Origin of the sequence: Umezawaea tangerina (assembly GCF_003002815.1) — a bacterium.
GTDB classification, from domain to species: Bacteria; Actinomycetota; Actinomycetes; order Mycobacteriales; family Pseudonocardiaceae; genus Umezawaea; species Umezawaea tangerina.
The window spans coordinates 441,008-465,357 of sequence record NZ_PVTF01000003.1 but is presented as its reverse complement, the minus strand read 5'-3'; the positions used below and the strand labels follow the sequence as shown (position 1 = coordinate 465,357).

The window sequence follows — 24,350 nt, the reverse complement described above, 5'->3', positions numbered from 1 at the left end:
TCACGGCAGGTCCTCCGGTCCGAACGCGTCGGGCAGCACGTCGCTCATCGGCAGCACGCCCCGCGGGGTGTCCACGAGGCAGTCCGCGCCGCCGAGCTCGTAGAGCACCTGGCGGCACCGACCGCACGGCATCAGCAGGTCACCCGTCCCGCTGCGGCACGCGACGGCGACGAACCTGCCGCCGCCGGTCAGCCGGAGCTGACCGGCCATCGTGCACTCCGCGCAGAGAGCGACGCCGTAGGCGGCGTTCTCCACGTTGCAGCCCACCACGATCCGGCCGTCGTCGCACAACGCGGCCGAGCCGACCTGCAGACCCGAGTAGGGGCAGTAGGCGTTCCGCGCGGCCTCGACGGCACGGTCGCGCAGGGCGGCCCAGTCCACCTCAACCACGGCGGTACACCACACCGTCGGCCGCGGGCATCCGCAGCCGTTGCGACGCGACGGCCAGCACGACGAGCGTCACCAGGTGCGGGGCGTACGCGGTGAGCTCGCTCGGCACCTCGTCGACGGAGTAGTAGACGCCGTAGAGCAGGCCCGCGGCGACGATGCCGGTGGCCGCGGCGAACCAGCGGCGGCGGACCAGCTGCCAGACCACGAGGACCGCGAGCAGCAGCACCGCGCCGTAGATCAGGGCGAGGAACGTCTTGCCGCCGCTGCGCAGCTGCAGGCCGTCGGCGTAGCCGAACAGCGCCGCGCCGCCGAGCAGGCCGCCGGGACGCCAGTTGCCGAAGATCATGGCCGCGAGGCCGATGAAGCCGCGGCCGTTGGTCTGGCCCTCCAGGTAGCCGGGGTTGCCGGGGTTGAGCACGAGCGCCGCGCCACCCACGCCCGCGAGCGCGCCGGACATCACGACGGCGGCGTACTTGTAGAGGTACACGTTGACGCCGAGCGACTCCGCGGCCGTCGGGTTCTCGCCGCACGAGCGCAGCCGCAGGCCGAACCTGGTGCGCCACAGCACGAGGTAGCTGCCGACCACGAACACCACGGCCAGCATCGTCAGCGGCGACACACCGGTGACCAGGCCGCGCAGGATGCCCGCGACGTCGGAGATGCCCACCCGCTGGTCGGCCTCCAGCGACCCGAGCCAGTCGGAGAGCCCGCCCGCCGAGTAGGTGTCGAACTTCGGCACCGCCGGGGACTCGCGCGGGTTGTGCGAGATCGGGAAGAACAGCAGCGTCGACAGGTACTTGGTGAGACCGGCGCCCAGCAGGTTGATCGCCACACCGGAGACGATGTGGTTGACGCCGAACGTGACCGTCGCGATCGCGTGCAGCAGGCCGCCGAGCGCGCCGAACACGGCGGCGGCGATCAGCGCGGCCCACGGGCCCCACTGGTAGCCGGCCCAGGCCGCACCCCACGTGCCCATGATCATCATGCCTTCGAGGCCGATGTTGACCACGCCCGCGCGTTCCGCCCACAGGCCGCCGAGACCCGCGAGCAGGATCGGCAGCGCGAGCCGGACGGCGGTCTGGATGGTGCCGGTGGACGTCAGCTGCGGCACACCGGTCAGGTACGACGTGGTGGACAGCAGCGCGATGGCGCCCGCGACGCCGATCATGCCGAGCGCCCAACCGGGGATCTTGCGCTTGCGCTGCGGCGGGACGACCGTCAGCGGAGCTTCGGCCAACGCGGTCACGCGGCACCTCCCACGGGCTCGACGGTGCCGAGCTGTCGGCCGACCCGCCGTTGTTCGGCGGCCAGCTCGTAGCGGCGGACGACCTCGTAGGCGACCACGACGGACAGCACGATCGCACCCTGCATGATCGTCACGATCTCCCTCGACACGCCCACGTTGTCCAACGCGAGCCCCGACTTGTCCAGGAACGCCCACAGCAGCGCGCCCAGCGCGATGCCACCGGGGTGGTTGCGGCCGAGCAGCGCGACGGCGATGCCGGAGAACCCGATGCCCGCCGGGAAGTTCAGGTTGTAGGTGTGGTCGCGGCCGAGGATCTCCGGCATGGAGACCAGGCCCGCGATCGCGCCGGAGAGCAGCATCGCGACCAGGATCATCTTCTTGGCGCTCACACCGCCCGCCGCGGCCGCGGTGGACGACTCGCCCGAGGCCCGCAGCTCGAAGCCGAAGCGGGTGCGGTTCATCATCACCCAGTAGCCGATGCCCAGCGCCGCGGCCAGGAACACCAGGCCGAAGACCGTGCCGGACGAGCCGAGCGGGATGCCGGGGACCCAGCCGGACGAGGGGATCTCCGGGGTGCGGATGTTGTTGCCCCGCAGCTCGCCGAACACGTCGGCGCGGATCAGGTACGCGGCCAGGCCGAGCGCCAGGCCGTTCATCATGATCGTGGAGATGACCTCGTTGACGCCCCGCGTCACCTTGAGGATCGCCGGGATCGCGGCCCACAGCGCGCCCGTGACGGCGGCGACCAGGATGATCGCCAGCGCGTGGATGCCCGGCGGGAGGGCGACCGAGCCGCCGAACACCGCGGCGACGACCGCCGCGACCCGGTACTGGCCCTCGACGCCGATGTTGAAGAGGTTCATCTGGAACCCGATCGCCACCGCGAGCGCGGCGATGTAGTACACGCCGGTGCTGTTGACGATGTCCACCGCGGTCGTGCCCTCGCCGACCTGCGACACCATCGCGCCGAACGCCCTCAGGGGGTTCGCCCCGGAGACGACCAGCGCGATGCCGCAGAGCAGTGCGGAGAACAGGATCGCCAGGGCGGGCGGGAGCAGGTTGCCGCGCAGCTTGCCCATCAGCGCTCGCCTTCCTCGTCGACGGGGGTGTCCAGCGCGGCCACCGCGTCGCTGGTGCTGCCGGCGCCTGTCATCGCGCTGCCCAGGTCCTCCGGCGTGACGGTGTTGGGGTCCGCGTCGGCGACGAGCCTGCCGCGGAGCATGACCTTGATGGTGTCGGACAGGCCGATCAGCTCGTCCAGGTCGGCCGAGATCAGCAGCACGGCCAGGCCCGCGGCCCGCGCGCGCTTGATCTCGTCCCAGATCAGCGCCTGCGCGCCGACGTCCACGCCGCGGGTCGGGTGCGACGCGATGAGCAGCACCGGGTCGCCGGACAGCTCGCGGCCGACGACCAGCTTCTGCTGGTTGCCGCCGGACAGCGCGGCCGCGGCCACGTCGATGCCCGGTGTGCGGACGTCGAACTCCTCGACGATGCGCTGGGTGTCCTGCTTGGCGCCCGCGATGTCGAGCCAGGCGCCCTTCGCGGTGGGCCTGCGGGTCTGGTAGCCCAGGATCCTGTTGGCCCACAGCGGTTGGGTGAGCAGCAGGCCCTGGCGGTGGCGGTCCTCGGGGACGTACCCGATGCCCGCCTCGCGCCGGGCGAGCGTGCCGAGCTTGACGAGGTCCTTGGCGTTGCCCTCGGCGTCGACGAGCACCACGTGCCCGGCCGACGCCCGGCGCATGCCCATGATCGTCTCGACGAGCTCGGTCTGGCCGTTGCCCTCGACGCCCGCGATGCCGACGACCTCGCCGGAGCGGACGACCAGGTCGATGCCGTCGAGCACCGGGCGGGTGCCCTCCTGCGCCACGAGCGCGAGGCCCTCGACGCGGAGCACCTCGCGGTCGGTGACGGTGGACTCCCTGGTCTCCGGGCTGGGCAGCTCGCTGCCGACCATCATCTCGGCGAGCTGCCGGGAGCTGACCGCCTTCGGGTCGGCGGTGCCGACCGTGGTGCCGCGCCGGATGACCGTCACGGAGTCGGCGATCGCGCGCACCTCGTCGAGCTTGTGCGAGATGAACAGGAACGTGAAGCCCTGCTCCTGCATGCCGCGCAGGGTGGCGAACAGCTCGTCCACCTCCTGCGGCACGAGCACCGCGGTCGGCTCGTCGAGGATGATCACCTTGGCGCCCCGGTAGAGCACCTTGAGGATCTCCACGCGCTGCCGGTCCGCGACGCCGAGCCGTTCCACCAGCACGCCGGGGTCGACGCTGAGGCCGGTTCTGCCCGCGAGCTCCAGGATCCGCTTGCGCGCCTTGCCGCCGATGCCGTGCAGCGCCTCGGCGCCGAGCACGACGTTCTCCTGCACGGTCAGGTTGTCGGCGAGCATGAAGTGCTGGTGCACCATGCCGATCCCGACCTTGATCGCGTCGGCTGGGGTTCTGAAGTGGACGCGTTCGCCCGCCACGTCGATGGTGCCCTCGTCGGGTTGCTGCATCCCGTAGAGGATCTTCATCAGGGTGGACTTGCCCGCGCCGTTCTCACCGCACAGGGCGTGGACTTCGCCGACCCGAACGCTCAGGTGGACGTCGCTGTTGGCGACGACGCCCGGAAAGCGCTTGGTGATGCCGGACAGCACGACGGCGGGCGGGCCCTCGGGGTCACCGATGGCCGCTGGCAGGTCGGCGGAGGTGGAACTGCTCATCGTTGAAAACTCCCATTACGACGTGCTGGGCCCCACGAGACGCGCTCGCGGGGCCCAGCACGACCGGCAGTCTGACGTCAGCTGCTCGGCTTGTCCGAGACCGTGATCTTGCCCGCGATGATCTGGGCCTTGTAGCCCTCGAGGACGGCGGCCAGGTCGGCGTCGATCTTGCCACCGGAGGTGGCGTAGCCGACACCGTCGACCTTGAGGTCGAACACCTTCGGCAGGCTCGCCAGGTCGTTCTTCGCGACGGCCTTGACGAAGTCGAACACCGCCACGTCGACGCGCTTGAGCATGGACGAGACGATCACGTCCTTGGACTCGGCGACCGTGGGCTGGTTGTACTGGTCGGAGTCGACACCGATGGCCTTGGCGTTGCCTGCCTTGGCGGCGGCGAAGACGCCCTTGCCCGAGGCGCCCGCGGCCTGGTAGAGCACGTCGGCACCCGCCTCGACCTGGCCCTGGCCCACGACCTGGCCCTTGGCCGGGTCCTGGAACCCGGTGAAGTCACCGGCCGGGGTGAGGTACTTCTTCTCGAGCTTGATGTCCGGAGCCGCGGCCTTCGCGCCCTGCGCGTAGCCCGCCTCGAACTTCTGGATCAGCGGGATGTCCACACCGCCGACGAAGCCGACGTGGCAGGCCTTGCTCTGGTAGGCGGCGATGACGCCGACGAGGAACGAGCCCTGCTCCTCCGCGAACACCAGCGGGGTCACGTTGGTGGCGCCGTCCACGGCACCGTCCACGATCGCGAACTTGACGTCCGGGAACTGCGGCGCGACGACCTTCAGCGACTCGGCGTAGGCGAAGCCCACGGCCACGATCGGGTTGTAGCCCTCGGTCGCGAGCTGGCGCAGACGGGTCTGCTTGGCGTCCTCGGCCTCGTTCGGGGCCGCGGTCAGCTCCTTGACGGCGTCGGCCTTGAGGCCCAGGTCCGTCTTGGCCTTGTCCAGACCGGCGGCGGCGGAGTCGTTGAACGACGCGTCGCCACGGCCACCGATGTCGTAGGCCAGGCCGACCTTGAGGGCGCTGCCGTCCACCTTGGTGCCGTCACCGGCCGTGCTGCTGCTCGCGGCGGCGGCCGGAGGCTTGTCGGCCAGCTTGCAGCCACTCGCGGCGGTCCCGCTGGACCCCGCGTTGTTGCTGGTGCCGCCAGAGTCCTTGGCACACGCTGCCATCGACATGACGCTGGTCAGCGCGATCGCGGCAACCGCGATGCCCCGCATACGACGACGCACGGCTACGTCTCCCTCCCTGCTCACTGAGCAGACATTCCCGACAACGACGCCGTCGGGCCTTCCGAGTGGCGAACCGTACCCCCTGGTAACGGCCATCGGACGTACACCGGCTCGCACGTGACCTAATCGTTGATGCGATCGACATCGTTCGCCACTCGACGTGACGCGCCGGTGTCGGGGTGTGGCCGGGAGGTGTCCGGAACGGGGGTCGGGGCGATTTCCGGATTGTCATCTGTGGAAATCCCGGCGAACCCGGACGGACCGCCGTGCGTGTGTCCGGTGGCGGGTGCACACGCCACTTGGGAGGGTCGGGGCCTGGCGGGGCTCCGGCCCTCCTCCCGTCCGAGGGGCCGGCGGAGACCCTTTCGTGACGTGCGCGACCCGGCGGATCGATCCAGGTCACCCAGAAGAACGACTGCGTGTTCCATCGATCACAGAGCGGGTCCGGCCGTTGGGTCTGTTCGTGTGCGCGGGTCTAGCATCCGATGGTCAAGGTCCTCCTCAATAGTTGAGCACTAGCCCGGCGGGAAATCGCGATCGCCGCACTAGGGACCAGTCCACCACCGACGTTGGAGGCCGCAGCGCATGGCCAGTACCACCGCGACCGAGCGGGAGGGCACCTCCCGAGGGGGCGGCACGCTGTACCGCGGCGATCTGGGCATGTGGTCTTGGGTCGCCCATCGCATCACCGGCGTCCTGACCTTCTTCTTCCTCTTCGCCCACGTGATCGACACCGCGCTCGTGCGCGTGTCGCCGCAGACGTACGACAGCGTGATCGAGGTCTACAAGAACCCGGTCGTCAACCTGATGGAGCTCGGGCTCGTCGGCGCGGTGCTGTTCCACGCGCTCAACGGCATCCGGATCATGCTGGTCGACTTCTGGGAGAAGGGCCCGCGCTTCCAGCGCGCCATGCTCTGGACCACGCTGGCCGTGTGGGTCGTCGTGATGGTGCCCGGCGCCTACTTCATGCTCGAGCGGACGCTGTCCGACCTGTTCGGGGGCAAGTGATGACGAACGCACTCGGCCTGGCCAAGCCCCGCGCGCCGCGCAGGCCCGCCGCCCGCCGCAGCAACTTCGAGCTCTACAGCTGGCTGTTCATGCGCATCTCGGGCATGGCGCTCGTGGTGCTGGTGCTCGGCCACCTGTTCATCATGAACATCCTCGACGGCGGCGTGCACCGCATCAACTTCGGCTTCGTCGCCGGCCGCTGGGCGTCGCCGTTCTGGCAGATGTGGGACCTGGCGATGCTGTGGCTGGCCCAGATCCACGGCGGCAACGGCCTCCGCACGGTGATCAACGACTACGCCCGCAAGGACGCCACCCGGTTCTGGCTGAAGATCCTCCTCTACGTCTCGATGGTGTTGATCATCTCCCTCGGCACGTTCGTGATCTTCACCTTCGACCCGAACATCACCGACTGAACCGCTGCGGGAGAACGTGAAATGCAGTTCCACAAGTACGACGTAGTGATCATCGGTGCGGGTGGCGCGGGTATGCGCGCGGCGATCGAGTCCGGTCAGCGAGCCCGCACCGCGGTGCTGACGAAGCTGTACCCGACCCGGTCGCACACCGGCGCGGCGCAGGGCGGCATGTGCGCCGCGCTGGCCAACGTCGAGGAGGACAACTGGGAGTGGCACACCTTCGACACGATCAAGGGCGGTGACTACCTGGTCGACCAGGACGCCGCCGAGATCATGGCGAAGGAGGCCATCGACGCGGTCCTCGACCTGGAGAAGATGGGCCTGCCGTTCAACCGGACGCCCGAGGGCAAGATCGACCAGCGGCGCTTCGGCGGGCACACCCGCAACCACGGCGAGGCCGCCGTGCGCCGGGCCTGCTACGCGGCCGACCGCACCGGTCACATGATCCTCCAGACGCTGTACCAGAACTGCGTCAAGCACGGCATCGAGTTCTTCAACGAGTTCTACGTGCTCGACATCTGCATGACCGAGACGGCCGACGGCCCGGTGTGCACCGGCGCGGTGGCCTACGAGCTCGCGACCGGCGAGATCCACGTGTTCCACGCCAAGTCCGTCATCTTCGCGACCGGCGGCTTCGGCAAGGTCTTCAAGACCACCTCGAACGCGCACACCCTGACCGGCGACGGCATGGGCATCGTGTTCCGCAAGGGCCTGCCGCTGGAGGACATGGAGTTCTACCAGTTCCACCCGACCGGCCTGGCGGGCCTGGGGATCCTGCTCACCGAGGGCGCCCGCGGCGAGGGCGCGATCCTGCGCAACGCCGACGGCGAGCGGTTCATGGAGCGGTACGCGCCGACCATCAAGGACCTGGCGCCGCGCGACATCGTCGCCCGCTCGATGGCGCTGGAGGTCCTCGAGGGACGCGGCGCCGGTCCGAACAAGGACTACGTGCTGCTGGACTGCACGCACCTGGGCGCCGAGGTGCTGGAGACGAAGCTCCCCGACATCACCGAGTTCGCCCGCACCTACCTCGCGGTCGACCCGGTGACCGAGCCGGTCCCGGTGTACCCGACGGCGCACTACGCCATGGGCGGCATCCCGACCAACGTCCACGGGGAAGTGCTGCGGGACAACGACCACGTCGTCCCCGGCCTGTACGCGGCGGGCGAGTGCGCGTGCGTCTCGGTGCACGGCGCGAACCGCCTGGGCACGAACTCCCTGCTGGACATCAACGTGTTCGGCCGCCGCGCGGGCATCGCCGCCGCCGAGTACGCGCTGGCGCACGACCACGTCGACCTGCCGGAGAACCCGGCCGCCGTGGTCGAGGCCCAGGTGGCGCTGGTGCTGTCCGAGCACGGCCACGAGCGGGTCGCGGACATCCGGATCGCGTTGCAGGCCACCATGGACGCCAACGCTTCGGTGTACCGCACCGAGGACACGTTGAAGCAGGCGCTGCACGACGTGCAGGCGCTCAAGGAGCGCTACGCGCGGATCACCGTGCAGGACAAGGGCAAGCGGTTCAACACGGACCTGCTCGAGGCCGTCGAGCTGGGCTTCCTGCTGGAGCTGGCCGAGGTGCTGGTCGTGGGCGCGCTGGCGCGGAAGGAGTCGCGCGGCGGTCACGCCCGCGAGGACTACCCGACCCGCGACGACACGAACTTCATGCGCCACAGCATGTACTACAAGCAGGGCGAGGCGCTCAGCGCCGACATCCGGCTTGACTACAAGCCCGTGACCTTTACCCGGTACCAGCCGATGGAGCGCAAGTACTGATGACCGCCTCTACTGCTGAACAGACTTCCTCCTCGGGCTCGAAGGGCTCGGAGCCGCCGGTCCCCGAGGGCGCCATCACGGTGACCGTCAAGATCCGCCGGTTCAACACGGAGTTCGACGACGAGCCGCGCTGGGACTCCTTCGAGATCCCGGCCCTGCCGTCGGACCGCGTGCTGAACCTGCTGCACTACGTGAAGTGGTACCTGGACGGCACGCTGACGTTCCGCCGGTCCTGCGCGCACGGCATCTGCGGCTCGGACGCGATGCGCATCAACGGCGTGAACCGCCTGGCGTGCAAGGTGCTGCTGAAGGACCTGCTGTCCGCGGGCGGCAAGCCGACGACGATCACCATCGAGCCCATCAAGGGCCTGCCGGTGCACAAGGACCTGCTGGTCGACATGGAACCGTTCTTCGAGGCGTTCCGCGCGGTCCAGCCGTACCTCATCAACTACAGCCCCGAGCCGACCCGCGAACGGCTGCAGTCCGCGGCCGACCGCGAGCGCTTCGACGACACCACCAAGTGCATCCTGTGCGCCTGCTGCACGACCTCGTGCCCGGTGTACTGGACCGACGGCTCCTACTTCGGGCCCGCCGCGATCGTCAACGCGCACCGGTTCATCTTCGACAGCCGCGACGAGGGCGCCGAGGAGCGGCTCGACATCCTCAGCGACAAGGAGGGCGTGTGGCGCTGCCGCACGACCTTCAACTGCACCGACGCCTGCCCCCGCGGCATCCAGGTGACCAAGGCGATCCAGGAGGTCAAGCGCGCGCTGCTGTTCAAGCGCGTCTGACCGCTGACGACGAGGCCCCCGTCCGGACGTTCCGGGCGGGGGCCTCGTCGTTCCCGAGGCGTACCGGACACCCCCCAGAATGTTGGGATATCGACCCGCACGACCCCCTCGTTAAGTTGAGCCGAACTCACATAACGGCTCTTCTCGGGGGCGGGACATGCGGTTACCGGTGCTCGGCGAGGTTGGCGACGACGAGGTGCGCGACGAGCTCGCGGCGGCTGCGGGTGCCGGTCTTGTCGAAGATGGACTTCAGGTGGTCCTGCACGGTGACCGGTGCCATGCCCAGCAAACGGGCGATCTCGGCGGTGGTGCTGCCGCGCACCGCGTGCAGCGCGACCTCCTGCTCCCTGGTGGTCAGCCCGTAGGACACCAGCACCACCGGGACCAGCTCGGACGGCGTGGCCTCGGCGACGACCACCGCGACCGGGCCGTCGGCGCGCCGCTCCAGCAGCGAGGCGTGGGCCACCAGCCAGGTACCCGCGCCGGTGCGGACCCTGGTCTTGGCGGGCAGCCCCTGGCGGGCCCGGTGGGCGATCACGCGGAACGGCGCGGGCGCACCGCGCACGGTGGCGCCCGCGGTCAGGTCGGCGATCACGGCCTCGGCCGCCTCGTCGGCGGCCACCAGCGCGTTGTCCGGCCCCAGCACCGCCACCGCGGGCAGGGCGATGTGCCGCGCGTCGAGCCGTTCGTCGGGCACGTGCAGGTCCCGCAGCGCCACCCCGATGCGCCGGGAGACGACGCGGGCCAGCCGCAGCTCCTCCGGCCGGAAGTAGCCGCGACCCCCGTCCCGCATGAACGCCGCGCAGCCCCACATGCCGCCCTGCGCGTCGAAGTTCGCCCGCATCTCGTCGCCGTAGCCCAGCGGCCGCAGCTGCTCCCGGTACCTGACGCTGACCTGCGGCCTGCCGCCGGTGGCCCGGCTGATCGTGTCCGCGAGCTCGCCGGACCCGCGGATCTTGTCGAACGTCGTCACGTCGTCGAACGCCGTCGCCAGCTCGATGGCCAGCTCGAACCCGCGCAGGTCCAGCTCGTCGGACTGCACCGTGCTCACCAGCCCGGTGACCGGGTCGTTGAGGTGCCAGCACACCGCGTCGAACCCGAGCGCCGCCGCCAGCACGAGTCCGCTCTCCCGGAACAGGTCCTCCGCCGGAGGCCTGGAGCGGAGCACCTCGTCCAGCTCCCCCAACGTCCTGCGTTCCACATCCCGCCGCGCGACCACGCCTGAAGCGTACTGACCGCGCACCCCTCCGCGACAGCGGAGATCCCCCTGCCCGGAGCGACTCCCGCGCTCCGCGAGCGCTTGCCGCACAAGGCGGAAAGCGCTTACTCATCCTGCGAAGGGAACCGATGAAGCACTCATCCCGCATGCCCGGCCGCAGAGGGGTGGCGGCGCTGGTCAGCGCGCTGCTCCTGTGCTCCGCCATCACCGGCCAGGCATCCGCCGCCGCACCGGAGAAGGACTCCGCCACCCCATCGTCCCAGTCGGCGCCGACGGCCAAGTCCGCGCCTACGACCAACTCCGTCGCACCCACCAACGACGACATCCTGATCTCGCAACGGATGCAGGCGCTCGTCGCCCCGGTGCTCGGGATCGCGGCCGACAGCCAGATCAGGGCGCTGGTGCGCAACATCGCCTCCAGGCAGACCGGCGGCGACACCGACGCCATGCTGCTGACCGTGTGGCAGGAGGCCGAGGAGTCCGGGATCGTCAACACCTCCGACCCGAAGTGGGTCGCGTTCAAGAACGCGCTGCCCTCGTTGGGGATCATCAACGGCTACACCTACTTCCCGCAGATCTACATCCCCAACCTGGACGAGGGCCTGCCGACCGGCAGCACCGTCGTGGTCGCCGTGGCGCCCGCCGACGAGAGCGCGGAGAGCACCGCGGGCTACGTGCTCAACGCCTCCGGGCAGGTGGTGAACACGACGGCGCCGGTCACCGAGGCGGTCGCGGCCACGCAGGAGGTGTGGGTGCTGTCGGCGGCCGAGCCCGCCCCGGACAACGGGGGCGGGGGCACCAGCAGCGTGCCCACGCTGTACGCCAAGCCGATCGACGAGGTGTCCGCCGCCGGCGTGACGTGCAACCCGACCGGTGTGCGCAACAACAAGGGCCAGGAGTACCTCCAGCGGTGGCGGCTCAAGGACAAGAGGTCGTTCGGCGGCCTCTTCGAGGGCAAGCGCGAGATGCGCGCGCTGGTGATCACCTCGGCCGGGGCGACCATGCGCAAGATCGTGTTCCCCAGCGTCAAGAAGAAGAACATCGAGTCCTGGCAGAGCTCGGACCTGTTCGTGACGACGTGGGACCGGGCGGCGTGGGGTGACGTGCTGGCCTACCAGTGGTTCGAGGAGGACGGCGGACCGGAGATCACCTTCAGCGTGAAGATCCCGATCTACGGCGTGGACCTCGGCGTGAACGTCAAGTGGTCGGCGCGGGACGACGACGCGGGCAACGTCGTGGTCATGTTCGACGAGCCCACCAGCACGCTGTACAGCACCGGGTCCGTCGAGATGAACGTGTGCACCCAGGGCGGTGAGGGCGGGACCGGCAACGACAACCTCGCCTGCGGGTCCACGGCCTCCGCGTCCAGCACCTACACCGGGTACTCGGCGTCCAGGGTGAACGACTGCAAGCGCGACACCACCCTCGGCGCGGCCTACAGCTGGGCCAACGCCGCGGGCACCTTCCCGCCCACCACACCCGAGTGGGTGCAGGTCGACTTCGGGGTCACCAAGACCGTGCGGCGGGCGGTGGTCTACACGACCGCGAGCTACCCGATCCGCGACTTCGACGTCCAGGTGTGGAACGGGGTGACGTACCTGACCGTGGCCTCGGTGCGGGGCAACACCAGCCCCAGCGCCACCGTGACGTTCGACTCCCGCTCGACCCGGCTGGTCCGGGTGCTGGCGCGCAGCGGGCCCACCAACCAACCGGGCTTCGTGCGGGTGAACGAGCTGGAGGTCTACGCGACCTGACCGGGGTGGCTCCCGCCATCCCGTCGCCGACACCAGGAAGCCCCCACCCGGACAGTTCCGGGTGGGGGCTTCCCCGTGTCGCGGATCGCTTGCGCCGCAAGGACCTACAGGCCGAGCTTCGCCAGCTTCTCCTGCTGCTCGGCGTCGCGCCGGGCGCGCGCGGCCTTGGCGCGGCGGCCGCGCAGGTACATCAGCAGGCCCAGCAGGACACCGATGCCCGCGACGACCGTGATCGGCAGCCCGACGTTGCCGAACGCCGCCTCCATCGCGGACTTGTTCCCCTGCGCCTTGGTGGACGCGTTGCCGTTCGGCACACCCGGAGCGCTGGTCTCCGTCGGCTTCGCCTCGGTCGGCTTCTTCTTGGTCTGGGGCGCCCCGTCGACCAGCTTGCCGACGTTGTCGCTCCCCTGGAGCGCGAACCCGTAGTCGAGCAGGGCCACGGCCTGGTCGGTGATCGGCACCGGCTGCTGCTGCCCGCGCAGCAGCGCGACCACCAGCCGCTTGCCGTTGCGCTCCGCGGCGCCCACGTAGGTGTGCAGGGCGTCGTCGGTGAACCCGGTGCGCCCGCCCAGCAGCCCCTCGTACGACCCGAGCAGCTGGTTGTCGTTGACCACCGGCACCGTCCCCCGGCCGCCGGGCGCGGGGAAGCTGATCTGCGGGGTCTGGATCGCCTTGGCGAACTCCGGGTACTTCATCGCCGCGCGGAAGATCACCGCCACGTCGTAGGCGGAGGTGCTCGTGCCGGGAGCGTCCAGGCCGGACGGGGTGATCGCACGGGTGTCGAGGGCGCCCAGCTCAGCGGCCAGCGCGTTCATCTTGCGGACCGCGCTGGGCACACCGCCCAGCCTGCGCGCGAGCGCGTGCGCCACGTCGTTGCCCGACGCCATCAGCAGGGCCTGCATGAGCTGCTCGACGGTGTACTCGCCGCCGTTGCGCAGGCCGATGCAGGAGCACTCCTGGTCCAGGTCCTCCTGGGTCGCGACGACGGTCGTGTCCAGCGGCAGCTCCTTGGCCACCACCATGGCCAGCAGCACCTTCATCACCGACGCGGGCCGCTGCCTGCCGTGCGGGTCGAACGAGGCGAGCACCGCGCCGCTGTCCATGTCCGCCAGCACCCAGCTCGCTGCGGTCAGGTCGTCGGGCAGCGGTTTGGCGTTCGGCGGCAGCACCAGACCGCACTCCGCGAGGCGGTCGCCGCCGACGGGCGTCTCCGGCACCGGCAGCGGGCTCGGCGGCTTCGTGCCGTCCGGGACCTGCTCCGACGTGTCCACCGGTGGCGGTGGGCTGAGCCGGTTGTCGCACGGTGACGCCTGCGTCCGAGCGGACTGCGCGGTGCCGGTCGGCGCGGCCAGTGCCGCGGTGGCCATCAGCGTGCACGCGGTCAGAACCAGGGCTATGACGGGCCGTCGAACGGTGGAAGGCACCCGACCAGGCTATCCACCCCGGTCGAGCGACGCGCACCCACCACGTCGGATACTGCTCGGGTGAAGCTCACCCGTGCGATGTCGCTGTTCCTGGTCGCCTTCGGGGTGTGGTCGTGGGTGATCTGGCCGACCTTCCTGCGCAACATCTGGAAGGACCCCCGTTCCTGGCACGACGGCGCCACCGCGTTCTTCACCGTGCACCTGGTGCTGGTCGTGGCGTCGCTCACGTTCGGCACCGCCATCGGCGTGCTGGGCCTGCGCGGTCTGCTGGCCCTGCGCAAGCAACCCTCCACCACCACGTCTGGAGACTAGTTCCGTGGAATTCGTGCGCCTGTTGCTGGTGTTCCTGCACCTGCTCGGCATGGGCATGCTCGTCGCGATGTTCTTCCTGCAGCTCCGCGCGGGGTCCGACGCGCCGCTGAACAAAGGCTGGCTGCACGGCGGCGCTCTGCAGCTGCTGACCGGGTTGGCGCTCGTCGCGCTGTCCCCGCTCACCGACAAGGACTACAACCACGTCAAGATCGGCGTGAAGCTGCTCGTGCTCGTGGTGATCCTGGGTCTGGCGTTCGTCTACGTGCGCAAGCCCGCGGCACCGTCGTGGGCACCGCGGGCGTTGGCCGGACTGGTCGTGCTCAACGTGGGAGTCGCGGTTTTCTGGACCTGAACGCCAACCCGGCCAGCAGTCCCGCGCCGACGAGCCCGGCCGCGGCGCGGGGCGTGGGGCCGGAGCGCACCTGGACGAGCGGCCTGATGAGCGCGGGCGGCGGCGCGGGAACCGGCTCCTTGGGCAGGTTGTCCCGCGCCGTCGCCGTCCAGGCCGTGATGAACAGCAGGAACTGCGCCACCAGGTTCGCGAACACCAGCACACCGATGACCGGGCCGAACGCCGCGCCCGCCGGTGAGCTGGTGACGCTGGACAGGTAGATCGTGGCGACCTGCTTGAGGATCTCGAAGCCGATCGACGCGGCCAGCGCGCCGCGGAAGGCGCTGCGCCACGTGACCGGGTCGCGCGGCAGCTTCGCCAGCACCCACAGGAACACCAGCCAGTTCGCCGCCAGCGCCAGCACGATCGTGCCGACCTTCAGCAGCGCCTCGGCCCACCCGACGCCGTCCAGGCCGACCAGCCGCAGCAGCAGGTTCGCGAACCCGGAGCCCGCCGCCGTCAGGCCGAACGACACGATCAGCGCCGCACCGAGGCCCAGCAGCGCCAGGAAGTCCTTCAGGTACGTCTTCAGGAACGGCAGATCCGCCTTCGGGTGGCCCCACTGCGCGGTCAGCGCGTCCCGCAGGTTCCCCATCCAGCCGAGGCCGGAGTAGGCGGCGCCGAGCAGACCCAGGATGCCGACCGTCCCCTTGGAGTCGATCGCCTGGTTCACGACCTTGTTGATCGTGTCGCCCAGCGCTCCCGGCACCGCGTCCGCGATGCTCGCCTTCAGCTGGTCCAGCAGGTCCGGCTGCGAGGACAGCACGATGCCGGCGACGGCGAACGCGATCATCAGGATCGGCACCAGCGACAGCACGCTGAAGTACGTCACGGCGGCGGCGTAGTGCGAGCCGTAACTCTGGGTGTACCTGTCGGCCGCGCGCACGATGTGGTCCAGCCACGCGTGCTCACGTCGGAGTTTGTCGAGCTTCGATTCGCTTTCCGCCACGGATGGACGTTACCCAGCGCGACGGCTCCCCGCACTTCGGCGCGACTAGGCGAACGCCGCCCGCAGGTGCACGAGCAGCTCCCGCAACGCAGGACTCTTCCGCTCCCGCCACACCAGCGACAGCAGCGCTAGCTCCTGGACGTCCTCGATCACCACGGCTGTCAACCGGTCCGCGTAGTGCGCCACCATCGACTCGCTCAGCACCGCCACCCCCATCCCCCGCACGGCCAGGTCCACGATCGCGTCCGCCGCACTCGCCTGCAACGCCACCACCGCCTCCACCCCCCGCGCCGCACACGCCCCGTCGAACACCGTCCGCAGCCCCGTCCCCGGCGGCATGCACACCACCGGGTGCTCCACCAGGTCCCCCAACCGAACCGACTCCCCCGCCAGCTCCAACGGATGCCCGCGCGGCACCCCCACCACCAACCTCTCACCCACCACCGTCAACGCCTCCAGCCCTTCCGGATTAGCCGCCACCCCCACCAGCGCCACATCCGCCGTCCCGTCCCGCACCCCTTCCACCAACCGGTCCGACCCGTCCTCCACCAACGACAACCCCACCCCCGGATGCGCCCGGTGGAACCGCGCCACCCCTTCGAACAACGGCGTCACCGCACACCCGACCACCATCCCCACCACCAGCTCCCCCCGCACCAGGTCACTCACCTCCCCCACGACCCGCCCCACCGCACCCGCAGCCGCCAACGCCCCCCGCGCATGCTCCAACGCCGCCTTGCCCGCCACCGTCAACACCGCCGTCCGCCCCGACCGGTCGAACAGCTCCGCCCCGAGCTCCCGCTCCAACTGCCGAATCTGCGCACTCACCCCCGACTGGCTGATGTGCACCCGCTCAGCCGCCCGCGTGAAGTTCCGCTCCTCCGCCACCGCGACGAAGTACTCCAGCTGCCTCAGTTCCATAACTGAAAATTCTAGTTCCCAGCACAACCATCTGTTGGACTTCTAACCCCAAGCAGACGACTCTGGAAAACGTGACCGAAAAAGCAATGACCCCAGAAGACCTCACCCGCCTGTTCGTAGAACGCTCGAACGCCGGCGACGCCGCAGGCGTAGCCGCCCTCTACGAGGAGAACGCCGTCATGGCCTACCCACCGGGCTCCCACACCACCGGCCGCCAAGCCATCCAGGCCCTCTGGACGAAGGTCCTCTCCCACAACCCCCACTTCACCCCGGAACCACCACTACCAACCCTGATCGCAGACGACATCGCCCTCACCTCCACCCCACCAACCGACGGCACCGGCGCCCGCGCCCAGGTAGTCAGACGCCAACCCGACGGCAGCTGGCTACGCCTACTCGACCAACCAGAATTCACCCCACCACCAAGCTAAAAAGAACCAACCCCACCCCGACACAGCAACGCCACTGCCCGACGCGCAGCAAGAATGCTTTGCCAGGCAACAAATCAGGGATCCCACCGGACGCAGCCGACACCCCATCCGACACGGAGCACCCGCCCACCTTGTCCGACGCGCAGCGCGGATGCCTCGTCCAACGGCGCAGCCGAGGATCCCCAGACGGGCGCAGCCCGCCAACACCCAACCGGCGCGGAGCGCCTGGGGCCTTGTCGGCGCCAGCCGATGCCCTGTCAGGCGCAGCCTGATGCCTGACGAACCCATCCCCCCCGGCACCCCGACGAGAAGCCCTCTCTATGCCCACCACCGCTTGTCAAGACAGCACTATCGTCTTGACAAGCGGTGGTGGGCATAGAACACTCGGCGACTCGGGGTAACCCCACCCCACCCACAAAACGGCACACCAAACAGGGCAGCTCCCCAGAACCCCCCGACACAAACGCTACTCAGCGGGTCCGACAAAACCCGCCCTCAACCCCACACCCATCCACCCCAGGACGAACACACCCCACCCAGCCACAGCCCCCAGCCACGACCACCCCACCGCAGCCCCCCCCCCACGCCCCCTAAGCAGGCGCCAAAAACCCAATCCGCTCATAAGCCCGCCGCAAAGTCCCCGCCGCCACTTCCCGAGCCCTCTCCGCCCCCCGAGCCAGCACCTTGTCCAGCTCCCCCGGGTCATCCAGGTACTCCCGCACCTTCACCTGGAACGGCGTCACGAACTCCGTGAACACCTCCCCCAGGTCCTTCTTCAGGTCCCCGTACCCCTTCCCCGAGTACGCGGCCTCCAAAGAAGCGATGCTCTCCCCCGTCAACGCGGAGTAGATCGTCAGCAGGTTGCTCACCCCCGGCTTCCCGGCCGCGTCGAACACGACCTCCCGCCCCGTGTCCGTCACCGCGGACCGGATCTTCTTGGCGGACCGCTTGGGGTCTTCCAGCAGTTCGACCACGCCCGCGGGCACGGACTTGCTCATCTTCGCGGTGGGGTCCTGGAGGTCGTAGATCTTGGCGGTGTCCTTGACGATGTAGACCTCGGGCACCCGGAACGTCTTGCCGTAGCGGGTGTTGAAGCGCTGGGCGAGGTCGCGGGTCAGCTCCAGGTGCTGGCGCTGGTCCTCGCCGACCGGCACGTGGTGCGCCTGGTACAGCAGGATGTCCGCGGCCTGGAGGATCGGGTAGGTGAACAGCCCGACGCCGACGTGGTCGGCGGTCTGGCGGGCGGACTTGTCCTTGAACTGGGTCATCCGCCCGGCTTCGCCGAAGCCGGTGAGGCACTGCATGACCCAGCCCAGCTGCGCGTGCTCGGGGACGTGGCTCTGCACGAACAGCGTGGAGCGGTCCGGGTCGATGCCCAGTGCGAGCAGCTGGGCCGCGGACACCCTGGTGTTCTGCCGCAACGTCTTCGGGTCCTGCTCCACGGTGATCGCGTGCAGGTCCACCACGCAGTAGAACGCGTCGTGCGTCTCCTGCAGCGCGACCCACTGCCGCACCGCGCCCAGGTAGTTCCCGAGGTGGAACGAGCCCGCGGTCGGCTGGATGCCGGACAGGGCTCGGGGACGGCTGGCGGGTGCTGCGCTCTCGGTCGACACGGTGCTGATTGTGCCGGGTGCTCAGACCTGGGTGGTGGCCGGTGCGGTTGTCGGCACGTCCGCGGCGGGCGGGACGACCCGCTGGTTCTGCTCGGACACGGCGACGCCCTTGCGGCGGCGCAGGAAGCCGGTGACCAGACCGATGACGCCCACGGCGACCGCGCCGAGGCCCACGGGGCCCGCCAGCGCGCCGTCGAAGGCGCTCTCCACGACGCTGCCGTCAGCGGCCGAGGCGACCCCCGGCAGCAGGACCGTCGTGCTCACAACAACCAGACTCAGTGCCGCACTGCGACCGCGCACTGCCGATCCTCCTCAGAAGACAGCCGTCACCGCTTCGGGTGAACTCTGTGGCCTGGATGTCGCGACGGACCCGGAGCTGTGCGATGGTCATCGGCCGCTCCGGTGGAACGCGACCGGCCGAAGGTTAGCGGGCGGCCGGTTCGCGCTCCACGAGTGGGGCCTACCTCACAGTTTCGACTCGGCCATATGTCGTAGTCCGCTGGCGCGCCGGACGGCCCGCGAGAGCAGCCGTGGCCTCCAGTTGGCGGACCGTGCGCGCGGACCCGTGCTCGGAGCCGGCCATGCGGCTGATGGTCTCCTCCATGAGCGTCCCGCCCAGGTCGTTGGCCCCGCCGCGGAGCACATCGGCGGTGCCCTCGTCGCCGAGCTTCACCCACGAGACCTGCACGTTGTCGACCCGGCCGTGCAGCGCGAGGCGGGCGAACGCGTGCACCGCGCGGTTGTCGCGGCGGGTCGGGCCGGGACGGGCGACACCGGCCAGGTAGATCGGCGCGTTGCGGTGCACGAAGGGCAGGCCGACGAACTCGGTGAGCCCGCCGGTGCGGTCCTGGAGGGCCGCGAGGGTGCGGAAGTGGCCGAGCCAGTGGCCGGGGTGGTCCACGTGGCCGTACATCATCGTGGACGACGACCGGATGCCCACCTCGTGCGCGGTGCCGACGACCTCGAGCCAGGTCGCGGTCGGCAGCTTGCCCTTGGTCAGGACCCAGCGGACGTCGTCGTCGAGGATCTCGGCGGCCGTGCCGGGGATCGTGTCCAGGCCCGCGTCCTTGAGCTCCTGGAGCCACTCGCGGACGCTGACGCCCGCCTTGGCGGCCGCGCTGACGATCTCCATCGGGCTGAACGCGTGGACGTGCATGCCGGGCAGCCGCTTCTTGATCGCCCGCACGACGTCGGCGTAGTAGGTGACCGGCAGCTTCGGGTCGATGCCGCCCTGCATGCAGACCTCGGTGGCGCCCGCGTCCCACGCCTCCTGCGCGCGGTCCACGACCTCGTCGGTCGACAGCCGGAACGCGTCCGCGTCCCGCTCGCGCTGGGCGAACGCGCAGAACCGGCAGCCGACGTAGCAGACGTTGGAGAAGTTGATGTTGCGGTTGACCACGTAGGTCACGTCGTCGCCGACCACGCTCGCGCGCAGCTCGTCGGCGAGGCGGGTCATGGTCTCCAGCGCGTCGCCGTCGGCCGTCAGCAGCGCCATGGCGGCGTCGGTGTCGTCGAGGATGCCCGCCGGGTTGTCGGCGGCCAGGCGAAGAGCGCGGAGAACCTCCGTCTCCATCCGATCGCCTGCCCCGCCGGCCGCAGGCAGCCGGGAAACGGCCTTGGGGACGGTCAGGGACGCCCAGTCGCCGTAGACGGTCTCGAAGTCGCCGCGGCGGTCCTCGGTGCGCCCCTCGGTGTCGATGGAGGTGTTCAGGTCCGCGCGGCCGTAGGTGTCGACACCGCCGTCCGGCTCCTGCCACTCCCGCCCGACGACCTCCGCGGAAGCGTTTGCGAGCCCGTCGGCCTGCGCCAACGCGGCGACGTGCCCGGTCAGCCTGCTGTCGATCCACTGGCCCGCCATCGCCCGCACGTACCGCGGGTAGACGTTGAGGCGTTCGCGCAGCTCGTAGCCACCGGCCCTGGTGCGCTCGACGAGGTCGTCGATGTGCGGCCAGGGGCGTTCCGGGTTCACGTGGTCGGGGGTGATCGGCGAGACGCCGCCCCAGTCGTCGACGCCGGCGCGCAGCATCATCGGGAACTCGTCGCCGACGAGGTTCGGCGGCGCCTGGACGCTCGTGGTCGACGGCATCAGCAGGCGGGCGACCGCGATGGTCGCGGCCAGCTCGTGCAGGTCGGCGTCGGGCATGCCGCGCATCGCCGTGTCCGGCTTCGCGCGGAAGTTCTGGATGATCACTTCCTGGATGTGCCCGTACTGCTGCGCGATCCCGCGGATCGCCATCAGCGACTCGGCGCGCTCGGTGATCGTCTCGCCGATGCCGATCAGGATGCCGGTGGTGAACGGCACGTTCACCCGGCCCGCGTCGGTCAGCACCCGCAGCCGGACCGCGGGCTCCTTGTCCGGGCTGCCGTAGTGCGGCCCGCCCTTCTCGCTCCACAGCCGCGTGGCCGTGGTCTCCAGCATCATCCCCATGCTGGACGCGACGGGCTTGAGCCGCTGCAGCTCCTCCCAGCTCAGCACGCCGGGGTTGAGGTGCGGCAGCAGGCCGGTCTCCTCCAGCACCGCGATGGCGCACGCCCGCACGTAGTCCAGCGTCGACGAGTAGCCGCGCGCGTCCAACCACTCCTGCGCCGCGGGCCAGCGCTCCTCCGGCCGGTCACCGAGCGTGAACAGCGCCTCCTTGCACCCCGCCGCCGCGCCCTTGCGGGCGATCTCCAGCACCTCGTCGCGCTCCAGGAACGCGGCGGGCAGCTTGTGCGGCACGGTGGCGAACGTGCAGTAGTGGCAGCGGTCGCGGCACAGCCTGGTCAGCGGGATGAACACCGACCGGCTGTAGGTCACGACCCCCTCGCGGCCCTCCGCGCGCAGGTGCGCGTCGCGCACCCGGCCCGCGGCGCCGAACAGCTCTTCGAGGTCGTCACCGCGCGCGTGCAGCAGCACGGCGGCCTCGGTCACGTCGAGCGCGACACCGTCGTTGGCACGGCGCAGCGCCCGCCGCAGCGCACTCGGGCTCGGCACGGGCTCAGGCGCGTTGAGGGAGATGTCCACTGCCACGTCAACGACAGTAGGCGGTGGAAATTCCATCTCCGTGATCAAGTGAGATGGCGCACTCGTGTCGTTCAGCGCGTGGCCAGCAACAACTCCGCGTTCCGGTCGCCGGGGGAGCCCAGTTTGGCGGCGTCGGCGTAGCGGTCGTTGAACGCGAACTCCCGCCCCAGGGAAGCGAGTCCGGACGCGGAGAAGTCGTCGTAGGCCGTCTCGCAAGGCGCGTCGGCGTCGACGAGCGTGGTGAACAGCGACAGCGTGCCGTCCCCGTTGTCCGCGATCTCGATCACCCGTGCGTGTTGCGGGTAGTCGACGTGCGCCGCCGTGTTGATCTCCCAGAACGCCCGCTCCGGCGTCGCGTGGCCGTGCGCGGTGATGGCGTTGACCCAGGCGACGACGTGGAGCCGGCGCCCAGGCCTCAGGGCTTCCGCCAGGGTGCCCAGCACGGAGATGATCGCGTCCACACAGAGCCCTCCGCGGACCTGGACTAGGGCACGTCGTACCGGACCGTCACCGGCGCGTGGTCGGACCAGCGTTCGGCGTACGTGGCGGCGCGCTCGACGACCGCCGACACCGCCCGCCCGGCCAACCCCGCCGTGCTGATCTGGTAGTCGATCCGCCAGCCGGAGTCGACGTCGAACGCCTTCCCGCGGTAGGACCACCAGGTGTACGGGCCGGTGACGCCGGGGTTCAGCTCGCGCACGACGTCGACGTAGCCGGACTCGAAGACCTGGTCCATCCAGGCGCGCTCCTCGGGCAGGAAGCCGGAGGACTTCTGGTTGGTCTTCCAGTTCTTCAGGTCGGCCTCGCGGTGCGCGATGTTCCAGTCGCCGCAGACCACGACCTCGCGGCCGTCGGCGGCCGACTTCTCGCGCAGCTCCACCAGGTACGGCAGGAACGCGGCCATGAACCGCTCCTTCTCGTCCTGGCGGGGCGTGCCGACGTCGCCGCTGGGCAGGTACAGGCTGGCCACCACGACGCCGGGCAGCTCGATCTCCACGTACCGGCCGCTCAGGTCGAACTCCGCGACGCCGAAACCGATCCGCACGGCGTCCGGCGCCACCCGGCTCAGCAGCGAGACGCCGCTGCGCCCCTTGACCTCCGAGTGCGCGTGCACCACGTGCCACCCGTCGGGCTCGCGCACCTCGGGGTCCAGCTGCCCCGGCTCGGCGCGGACCTCCTGGAGGCAGACGACGTCCGCCTCGGTCGCGGCGAGCCACTCGAGGTAGCCCTTCTTCGCGGCGGCACGCAGGCCGTTGACGTTCACGGTCGACACGGTCAGCACCCGCGAAGCCTATCCGCGCGCCGCCGTGTGGAAACCGTACGGGTAGCGCGCCGAACACCCGGAGCACCGCGCGACCAGCCCCAGCATGCCGACCAGCACGCTCGACGCCTCGGCGGGCACCACCGCGATGCGCTCACCCTCGATCTCGGTCACCAGCCCCGGCCACTCGGGCTCGCACGCGCAGGACGTCAGATCCGCCGGACCGCGGAACCACTTGGAGAACATGCCCTACATCAGACCATCAGGTCGCCTTGCACTCGCTGTCCGAGGTCGGCGCCACGAACTCCTCGTTCACCCACCGCCCCGTGTCCAGCATCCGGTACCCGTTCTCCACCTTCCGCTCGGCCCGCGTCACGGCGTCGCGCTGCATCGTCGACACGATCGGCTGCGTGTCCGCGGGCCCCGACCGCACGTTCAGCACGTCCGCCGTCACCGTCATCCGGCAGATCGTCGAGGCGTCCGCCGACCCCATCGGCTTGCCCCCGTTGGCCGCGTACATCACCCCGGCCCCCACCAGCACACCGATCACGATCAGTCCCCGCGTCGGAATCCCGAACATCCCCGTCCCTCCCCGATCAGTACACCCACCAGCAGGTATAGCGACTCGGAGGCCGATGTGGACGGTCGGTGCGCGCAACCACTCCGCAGGCGAACCCAACGGGTGAGGCCCACTACCCAGCGCGGTGCCGCCCGTCCGGCCACCCACGACAGCCTCGACAAGAACTCGTCGGGACGAATGGCGGCCCTGCTCTGCAACGCCGGCAATCCGGTGTCAAACAACCTGGGGATCGATGTCGTGTTGACCAGCGTCAACCCGCAACGGTACGGTTGAAACCTGCCACCGGTCTGCGGACACGGTCGGAAGTGAGCCCGGATGCGCCCGCGTTGTCGTGGGACTCCGGGTTTCGCGTTTCAGAGGACCGTGATCACTTCCACCAAGTGGCCGCTCTCGATGATCGACCACGGTTCCGGCTGGCCGTGGTAATGAGCCGCGAAGTACGCGCCCGCGACGAAGTCCGGCAACCACACCAAAGGCTCGGAAGCCTTCTGCACGTGGTCGACGCGGAGATCGGTGATGGTCCGCGACCTCCGCAAGCGGTCACGCGTACGGCGGTCGTGCTTGTCCGACCCCGACCTGGACTCGATCACCACTTGGCCGACCTGCTCACCGTGCTGCAACCTCGGCAACAACACGTTCAACAGGCGCTTCCGCGCCTCCTCCTGACCGGCGTCGGTCGTAGTCCTCATCATGAGCAACGCACCTACAAGCGGGAGGCCCGCAATCGACTTCGCGATCATCAACCGCCTGTCGAGCGTCTCGTCGTAGTGGTGGAGGAACCTCTTCCCCGGCAGTACCAGCGAACGGAGTTGAGTCGTGATCTCGGAATGGACCAGGTCGTCGGTCAGAACCGCGGCCATGCCGTAGAGACGATTCCCGTCGGCCAACCGCACGCCGGTCTCGTCCACGTGGGCAACGCACCTGCAAGCTCGGC

At 70.0% G+C, this 24,350-nt stretch carries 25 protein-coding genes; 8 read left to right on the top strand and 17 right to left on the bottom strand.

Annotation, left to right across the window (positions count from 1 at the left end):
• From CLV43_RS12575 to CLV43_RS12555, 5 genes are all read right to left on the bottom strand, one after another.
• The gene (locus CLV43_RS12575; protein WP_106187270.1) at positions 1 to 390 is read right to left on the bottom strand and encodes a cytidine deaminase; all 390 of its coding nucleotides are present in this window, start codon (positions 388 to 390) and stop codon (positions 1 to 3) included.
• Complete coding sequence (locus tag CLV43_RS12570; RefSeq protein ID WP_245886363.1) at positions 383 to 1,636, bottom strand: ABC transporter permease; 1,254 nt, start codon at positions 1,634 to 1,636, stop codon at positions 383 to 385. Before CLV43_RS12570 ends, CLV43_RS12575 begins: the two co-directional genes overlap by 8 nt.
• Positions 1,633 to 2,715, bottom strand: a complete 1,083-nt coding sequence (locus CLV43_RS12565) for an ABC transporter permease (protein ID WP_106187269.1) — start codon at positions 2,713 to 2,715, stop codon at positions 1,633 to 1,635. Before CLV43_RS12565 ends, CLV43_RS12570 begins: the two co-directional genes overlap by 4 nt.
• Positions 2,715 to 4,337 carry an ABC transporter ATP-binding protein gene (locus tag CLV43_RS12560; protein ID WP_106187268.1) on the bottom strand — a complete coding sequence of 541 codons (1,623 nt, stop codon included), beginning with the start codon at positions 4,335 to 4,337 and terminating at the stop codon, positions 2,715 to 2,717. Before CLV43_RS12560 ends, CLV43_RS12565 begins: the two co-directional genes overlap by 1 nt.
• A gap of 77 nt (positions 4,338 to 4,414) precedes the next feature.
• Positions 4,415 to 5,560 carry a BMP family lipoprotein gene (locus CLV43_RS12555; RefSeq protein ID WP_106187267.1) on the bottom strand — a complete coding sequence of 382 codons (1,146 nt, stop codon included), beginning with the start codon at positions 5,558 to 5,560 and terminating at the stop codon, positions 4,415 to 4,417.
• 597 nt (positions 5,561 to 6,157) lie between these two features.
• Here CLV43_RS12555 and sdhC point away from each other — a divergent pair.
• Genes sdhC through CLV43_RS12535 form a run of 4 tightly spaced genes read left to right on the top strand, consistent with a single transcriptional unit; the run spans position 6,158 to position 9,557 of the window.
• Entirely contained in the window at positions 6,158 to 6,580 is a 423-nt protein-coding gene (sdhC, locus tag CLV43_RS12550) for a succinate dehydrogenase, cytochrome b556 subunit (protein WP_106187266.1), read from the top strand.
• On the top strand, positions 6,580 to 6,993 hold the full coding sequence (locus CLV43_RS12545) for a succinate dehydrogenase hydrophobic membrane anchor subunit (RefSeq protein WP_106187265.1): 414 nt from the start codon (positions 6,580 to 6,582) through the stop codon (positions 6,991 to 6,993). The genes sdhC and CLV43_RS12545 overlap by 1 nt, the downstream gene beginning before the upstream one ends.
• A 21-nt stretch (positions 6,994 to 7,014) precedes the next feature.
• Positions 7,015 to 8,766 carry a succinate dehydrogenase flavoprotein subunit gene (sdhA, locus tag CLV43_RS12540; RefSeq protein ID WP_106187264.1) on the top strand — a complete coding sequence of 584 codons (1,752 nt, stop codon included), beginning with the start codon at positions 7,015 to 7,017 and terminating at the stop codon, positions 8,764 to 8,766.
• A complete protein-coding gene (locus tag CLV43_RS12535) occupies positions 8,766 to 9,557 on the top strand; it encodes a succinate dehydrogenase iron-sulfur subunit (RefSeq protein WP_106187263.1) in 792 nt (263 codons plus the stop codon). The genes sdhA and CLV43_RS12535 overlap by 1 nt, the downstream gene beginning before the upstream one ends.
• 163 nt (positions 9,558 to 9,720) lie before the next feature.
• On the opposite strand, the gene CLV43_RS12530 is transcribed toward CLV43_RS12535, so the two are convergent.
• The gene (locus CLV43_RS12530) at positions 9,721 to 10,776 is read right to left on the bottom strand and encodes a helix-turn-helix transcriptional regulator (protein ID WP_146174750.1); all 1,056 of its coding nucleotides are present in this window, start codon (positions 10,774 to 10,776) and stop codon (positions 9,721 to 9,723) included.
• 128 nt (positions 10,777 to 10,904) lie between these two features.
• On the opposite strand from CLV43_RS12530, the gene CLV43_RS12525 reads away from it, so the two are divergent.
• On the top strand, positions 10,905 to 12,530 hold the full coding sequence (locus CLV43_RS12525) for a discoidin domain-containing protein (RefSeq protein WP_170155816.1): 1,626 nt from the start codon (positions 10,905 to 10,907) through the stop codon (positions 12,528 to 12,530).
• A gap of 104 nt (positions 12,531 to 12,634) precedes the next feature.
• Here the strand turns inward: CLV43_RS12525 and CLV43_RS12520 are convergent, their stop codons facing one another.
• On the bottom strand, positions 12,635 to 13,954 hold the full coding sequence (locus CLV43_RS12520) for a D-alanyl-D-alanine carboxypeptidase family protein (RefSeq protein WP_245886361.1): 1,320 nt from the start codon (positions 13,952 to 13,954) through the stop codon (positions 12,635 to 12,637).
• 60 nt (positions 13,955 to 14,014) lie between these two features.
• On the opposite strand from CLV43_RS12520, the gene CLV43_RS12515 reads away from it, so the two are divergent.
• On the top strand, positions 14,015 to 14,266 hold the full coding sequence (locus tag CLV43_RS12515) for an SCO4848 family membrane protein (protein ID WP_106187260.1): 252 nt from the start codon (positions 14,015 to 14,017) through the stop codon (positions 14,264 to 14,266).
• Positions 14,267 to 14,270: 4 nt separating this feature from the next.
• The gene (locus CLV43_RS12510; RefSeq protein WP_106187259.1) at positions 14,271 to 14,618 is read left to right on the top strand and encodes a hypothetical protein; all 348 of its coding nucleotides are present in this window, start codon (positions 14,271 to 14,273) and stop codon (positions 14,616 to 14,618) included.
• Here CLV43_RS12510 and yhjD read toward each other — a convergent pair.
• Both yhjD and CLV43_RS12500 read right to left on the bottom strand, forming a co-directional pair.
• Entirely contained in the window at positions 14,587 to 15,606 is a 1,020-nt protein-coding gene (gene yhjD, locus CLV43_RS12505; protein ID WP_106187258.1) for an inner membrane protein YhjD, read from the bottom strand. The two genes, CLV43_RS12510 and yhjD, sit on opposite strands and share 32 nt — an antisense overlap.
• Positions 15,607 to 15,651: 45 nt before the next feature.
• Positions 15,652 to 16,527, bottom strand: coding sequence for a LysR family transcriptional regulator (locus CLV43_RS12500; RefSeq protein WP_106187257.1), 876 nt, complete (start codon positions 16,525 to 16,527; stop codon positions 15,652 to 15,654).
• A 71-nt stretch (positions 16,528 to 16,598) separates the two neighbouring features.
• Between CLV43_RS12500 and CLV43_RS12495 the strand changes: the two genes are divergently transcribed.
• Positions 16,599 to 16,958, top strand: coding sequence for a YybH family protein (locus CLV43_RS12495; protein WP_245886357.1), 360 nt, complete (start codon positions 16,599 to 16,601; stop codon positions 16,956 to 16,958).
• Between the two features lie 590 nt (positions 16,959 to 17,548).
• Here the strand turns inward: CLV43_RS12495 and trpS are convergent.
• The 8 genes from trpS to CLV43_RS12455 form a co-directional block, all read right to left on the bottom strand.
• Positions 17,549 to 18,571, bottom strand: a complete 1,023-nt coding sequence (gene trpS / locus CLV43_RS12490) for a tryptophan--tRNA ligase (RefSeq protein WP_106187255.1) — start codon at positions 18,569 to 18,571, stop codon at positions 17,549 to 17,551.
• 21 nt (positions 18,572 to 18,592) lie between these two features.
• Positions 18,593 to 18,835, bottom strand: a complete 243-nt coding sequence (locus CLV43_RS12485; protein ID WP_106187254.1) for a hypothetical protein — start codon at positions 18,833 to 18,835, stop codon at positions 18,593 to 18,595.
• A gap of 196 nt (positions 18,836 to 19,031) precedes the next feature.
• On the bottom strand, positions 19,032 to 21,611 hold the full coding sequence (locus CLV43_RS12480) for a bifunctional FO biosynthesis protein CofGH (protein WP_106187566.1): 2,580 nt from the start codon (positions 21,609 to 21,611) through the stop codon (positions 19,032 to 19,034).
• A 35-nt stretch (positions 21,612 to 21,646) separates the two neighbouring features.
• Complete coding sequence (locus CLV43_RS12475; RefSeq protein ID WP_211304336.1) at positions 21,647 to 22,036, bottom strand: metallophosphoesterase family protein; 390 nt, start codon at positions 22,034 to 22,036, stop codon at positions 21,647 to 21,649.
• A gap of 23 nt (positions 22,037 to 22,059) precedes the next feature.
• Positions 22,060 to 22,857, bottom strand: coding sequence for an exodeoxyribonuclease III (locus CLV43_RS12470; protein WP_106187253.1), 798 nt, complete (start codon positions 22,855 to 22,857; stop codon positions 22,060 to 22,062).
• Positions 22,858 to 22,866: 9 nt separating this feature from the next.
• Entirely contained in the window at positions 22,867 to 23,082 is a 216-nt protein-coding gene (locus tag CLV43_RS12465) for a hypothetical protein (RefSeq protein WP_106187252.1), read from the bottom strand.
• Between the two features lie 16 nt (positions 23,083 to 23,098).
• Positions 23,099 to 23,416: an SH3 domain-containing protein gene (locus CLV43_RS12460; RefSeq protein ID WP_106187251.1), complete on the bottom strand. Its 318-nt coding sequence runs from the start codon at positions 23,414 to 23,416 to the stop codon at positions 23,099 to 23,101.
• Positions 23,417 to 23,769: 353 nt separating this feature from the next.
• Entirely contained in the window at positions 23,770 to 24,324 is a 555-nt protein-coding gene (locus tag CLV43_RS12455; protein WP_106187250.1) for a hypothetical protein, read from the bottom strand.
• Positions 24,325 to 24,350: the final 26 nt, after the last annotated feature.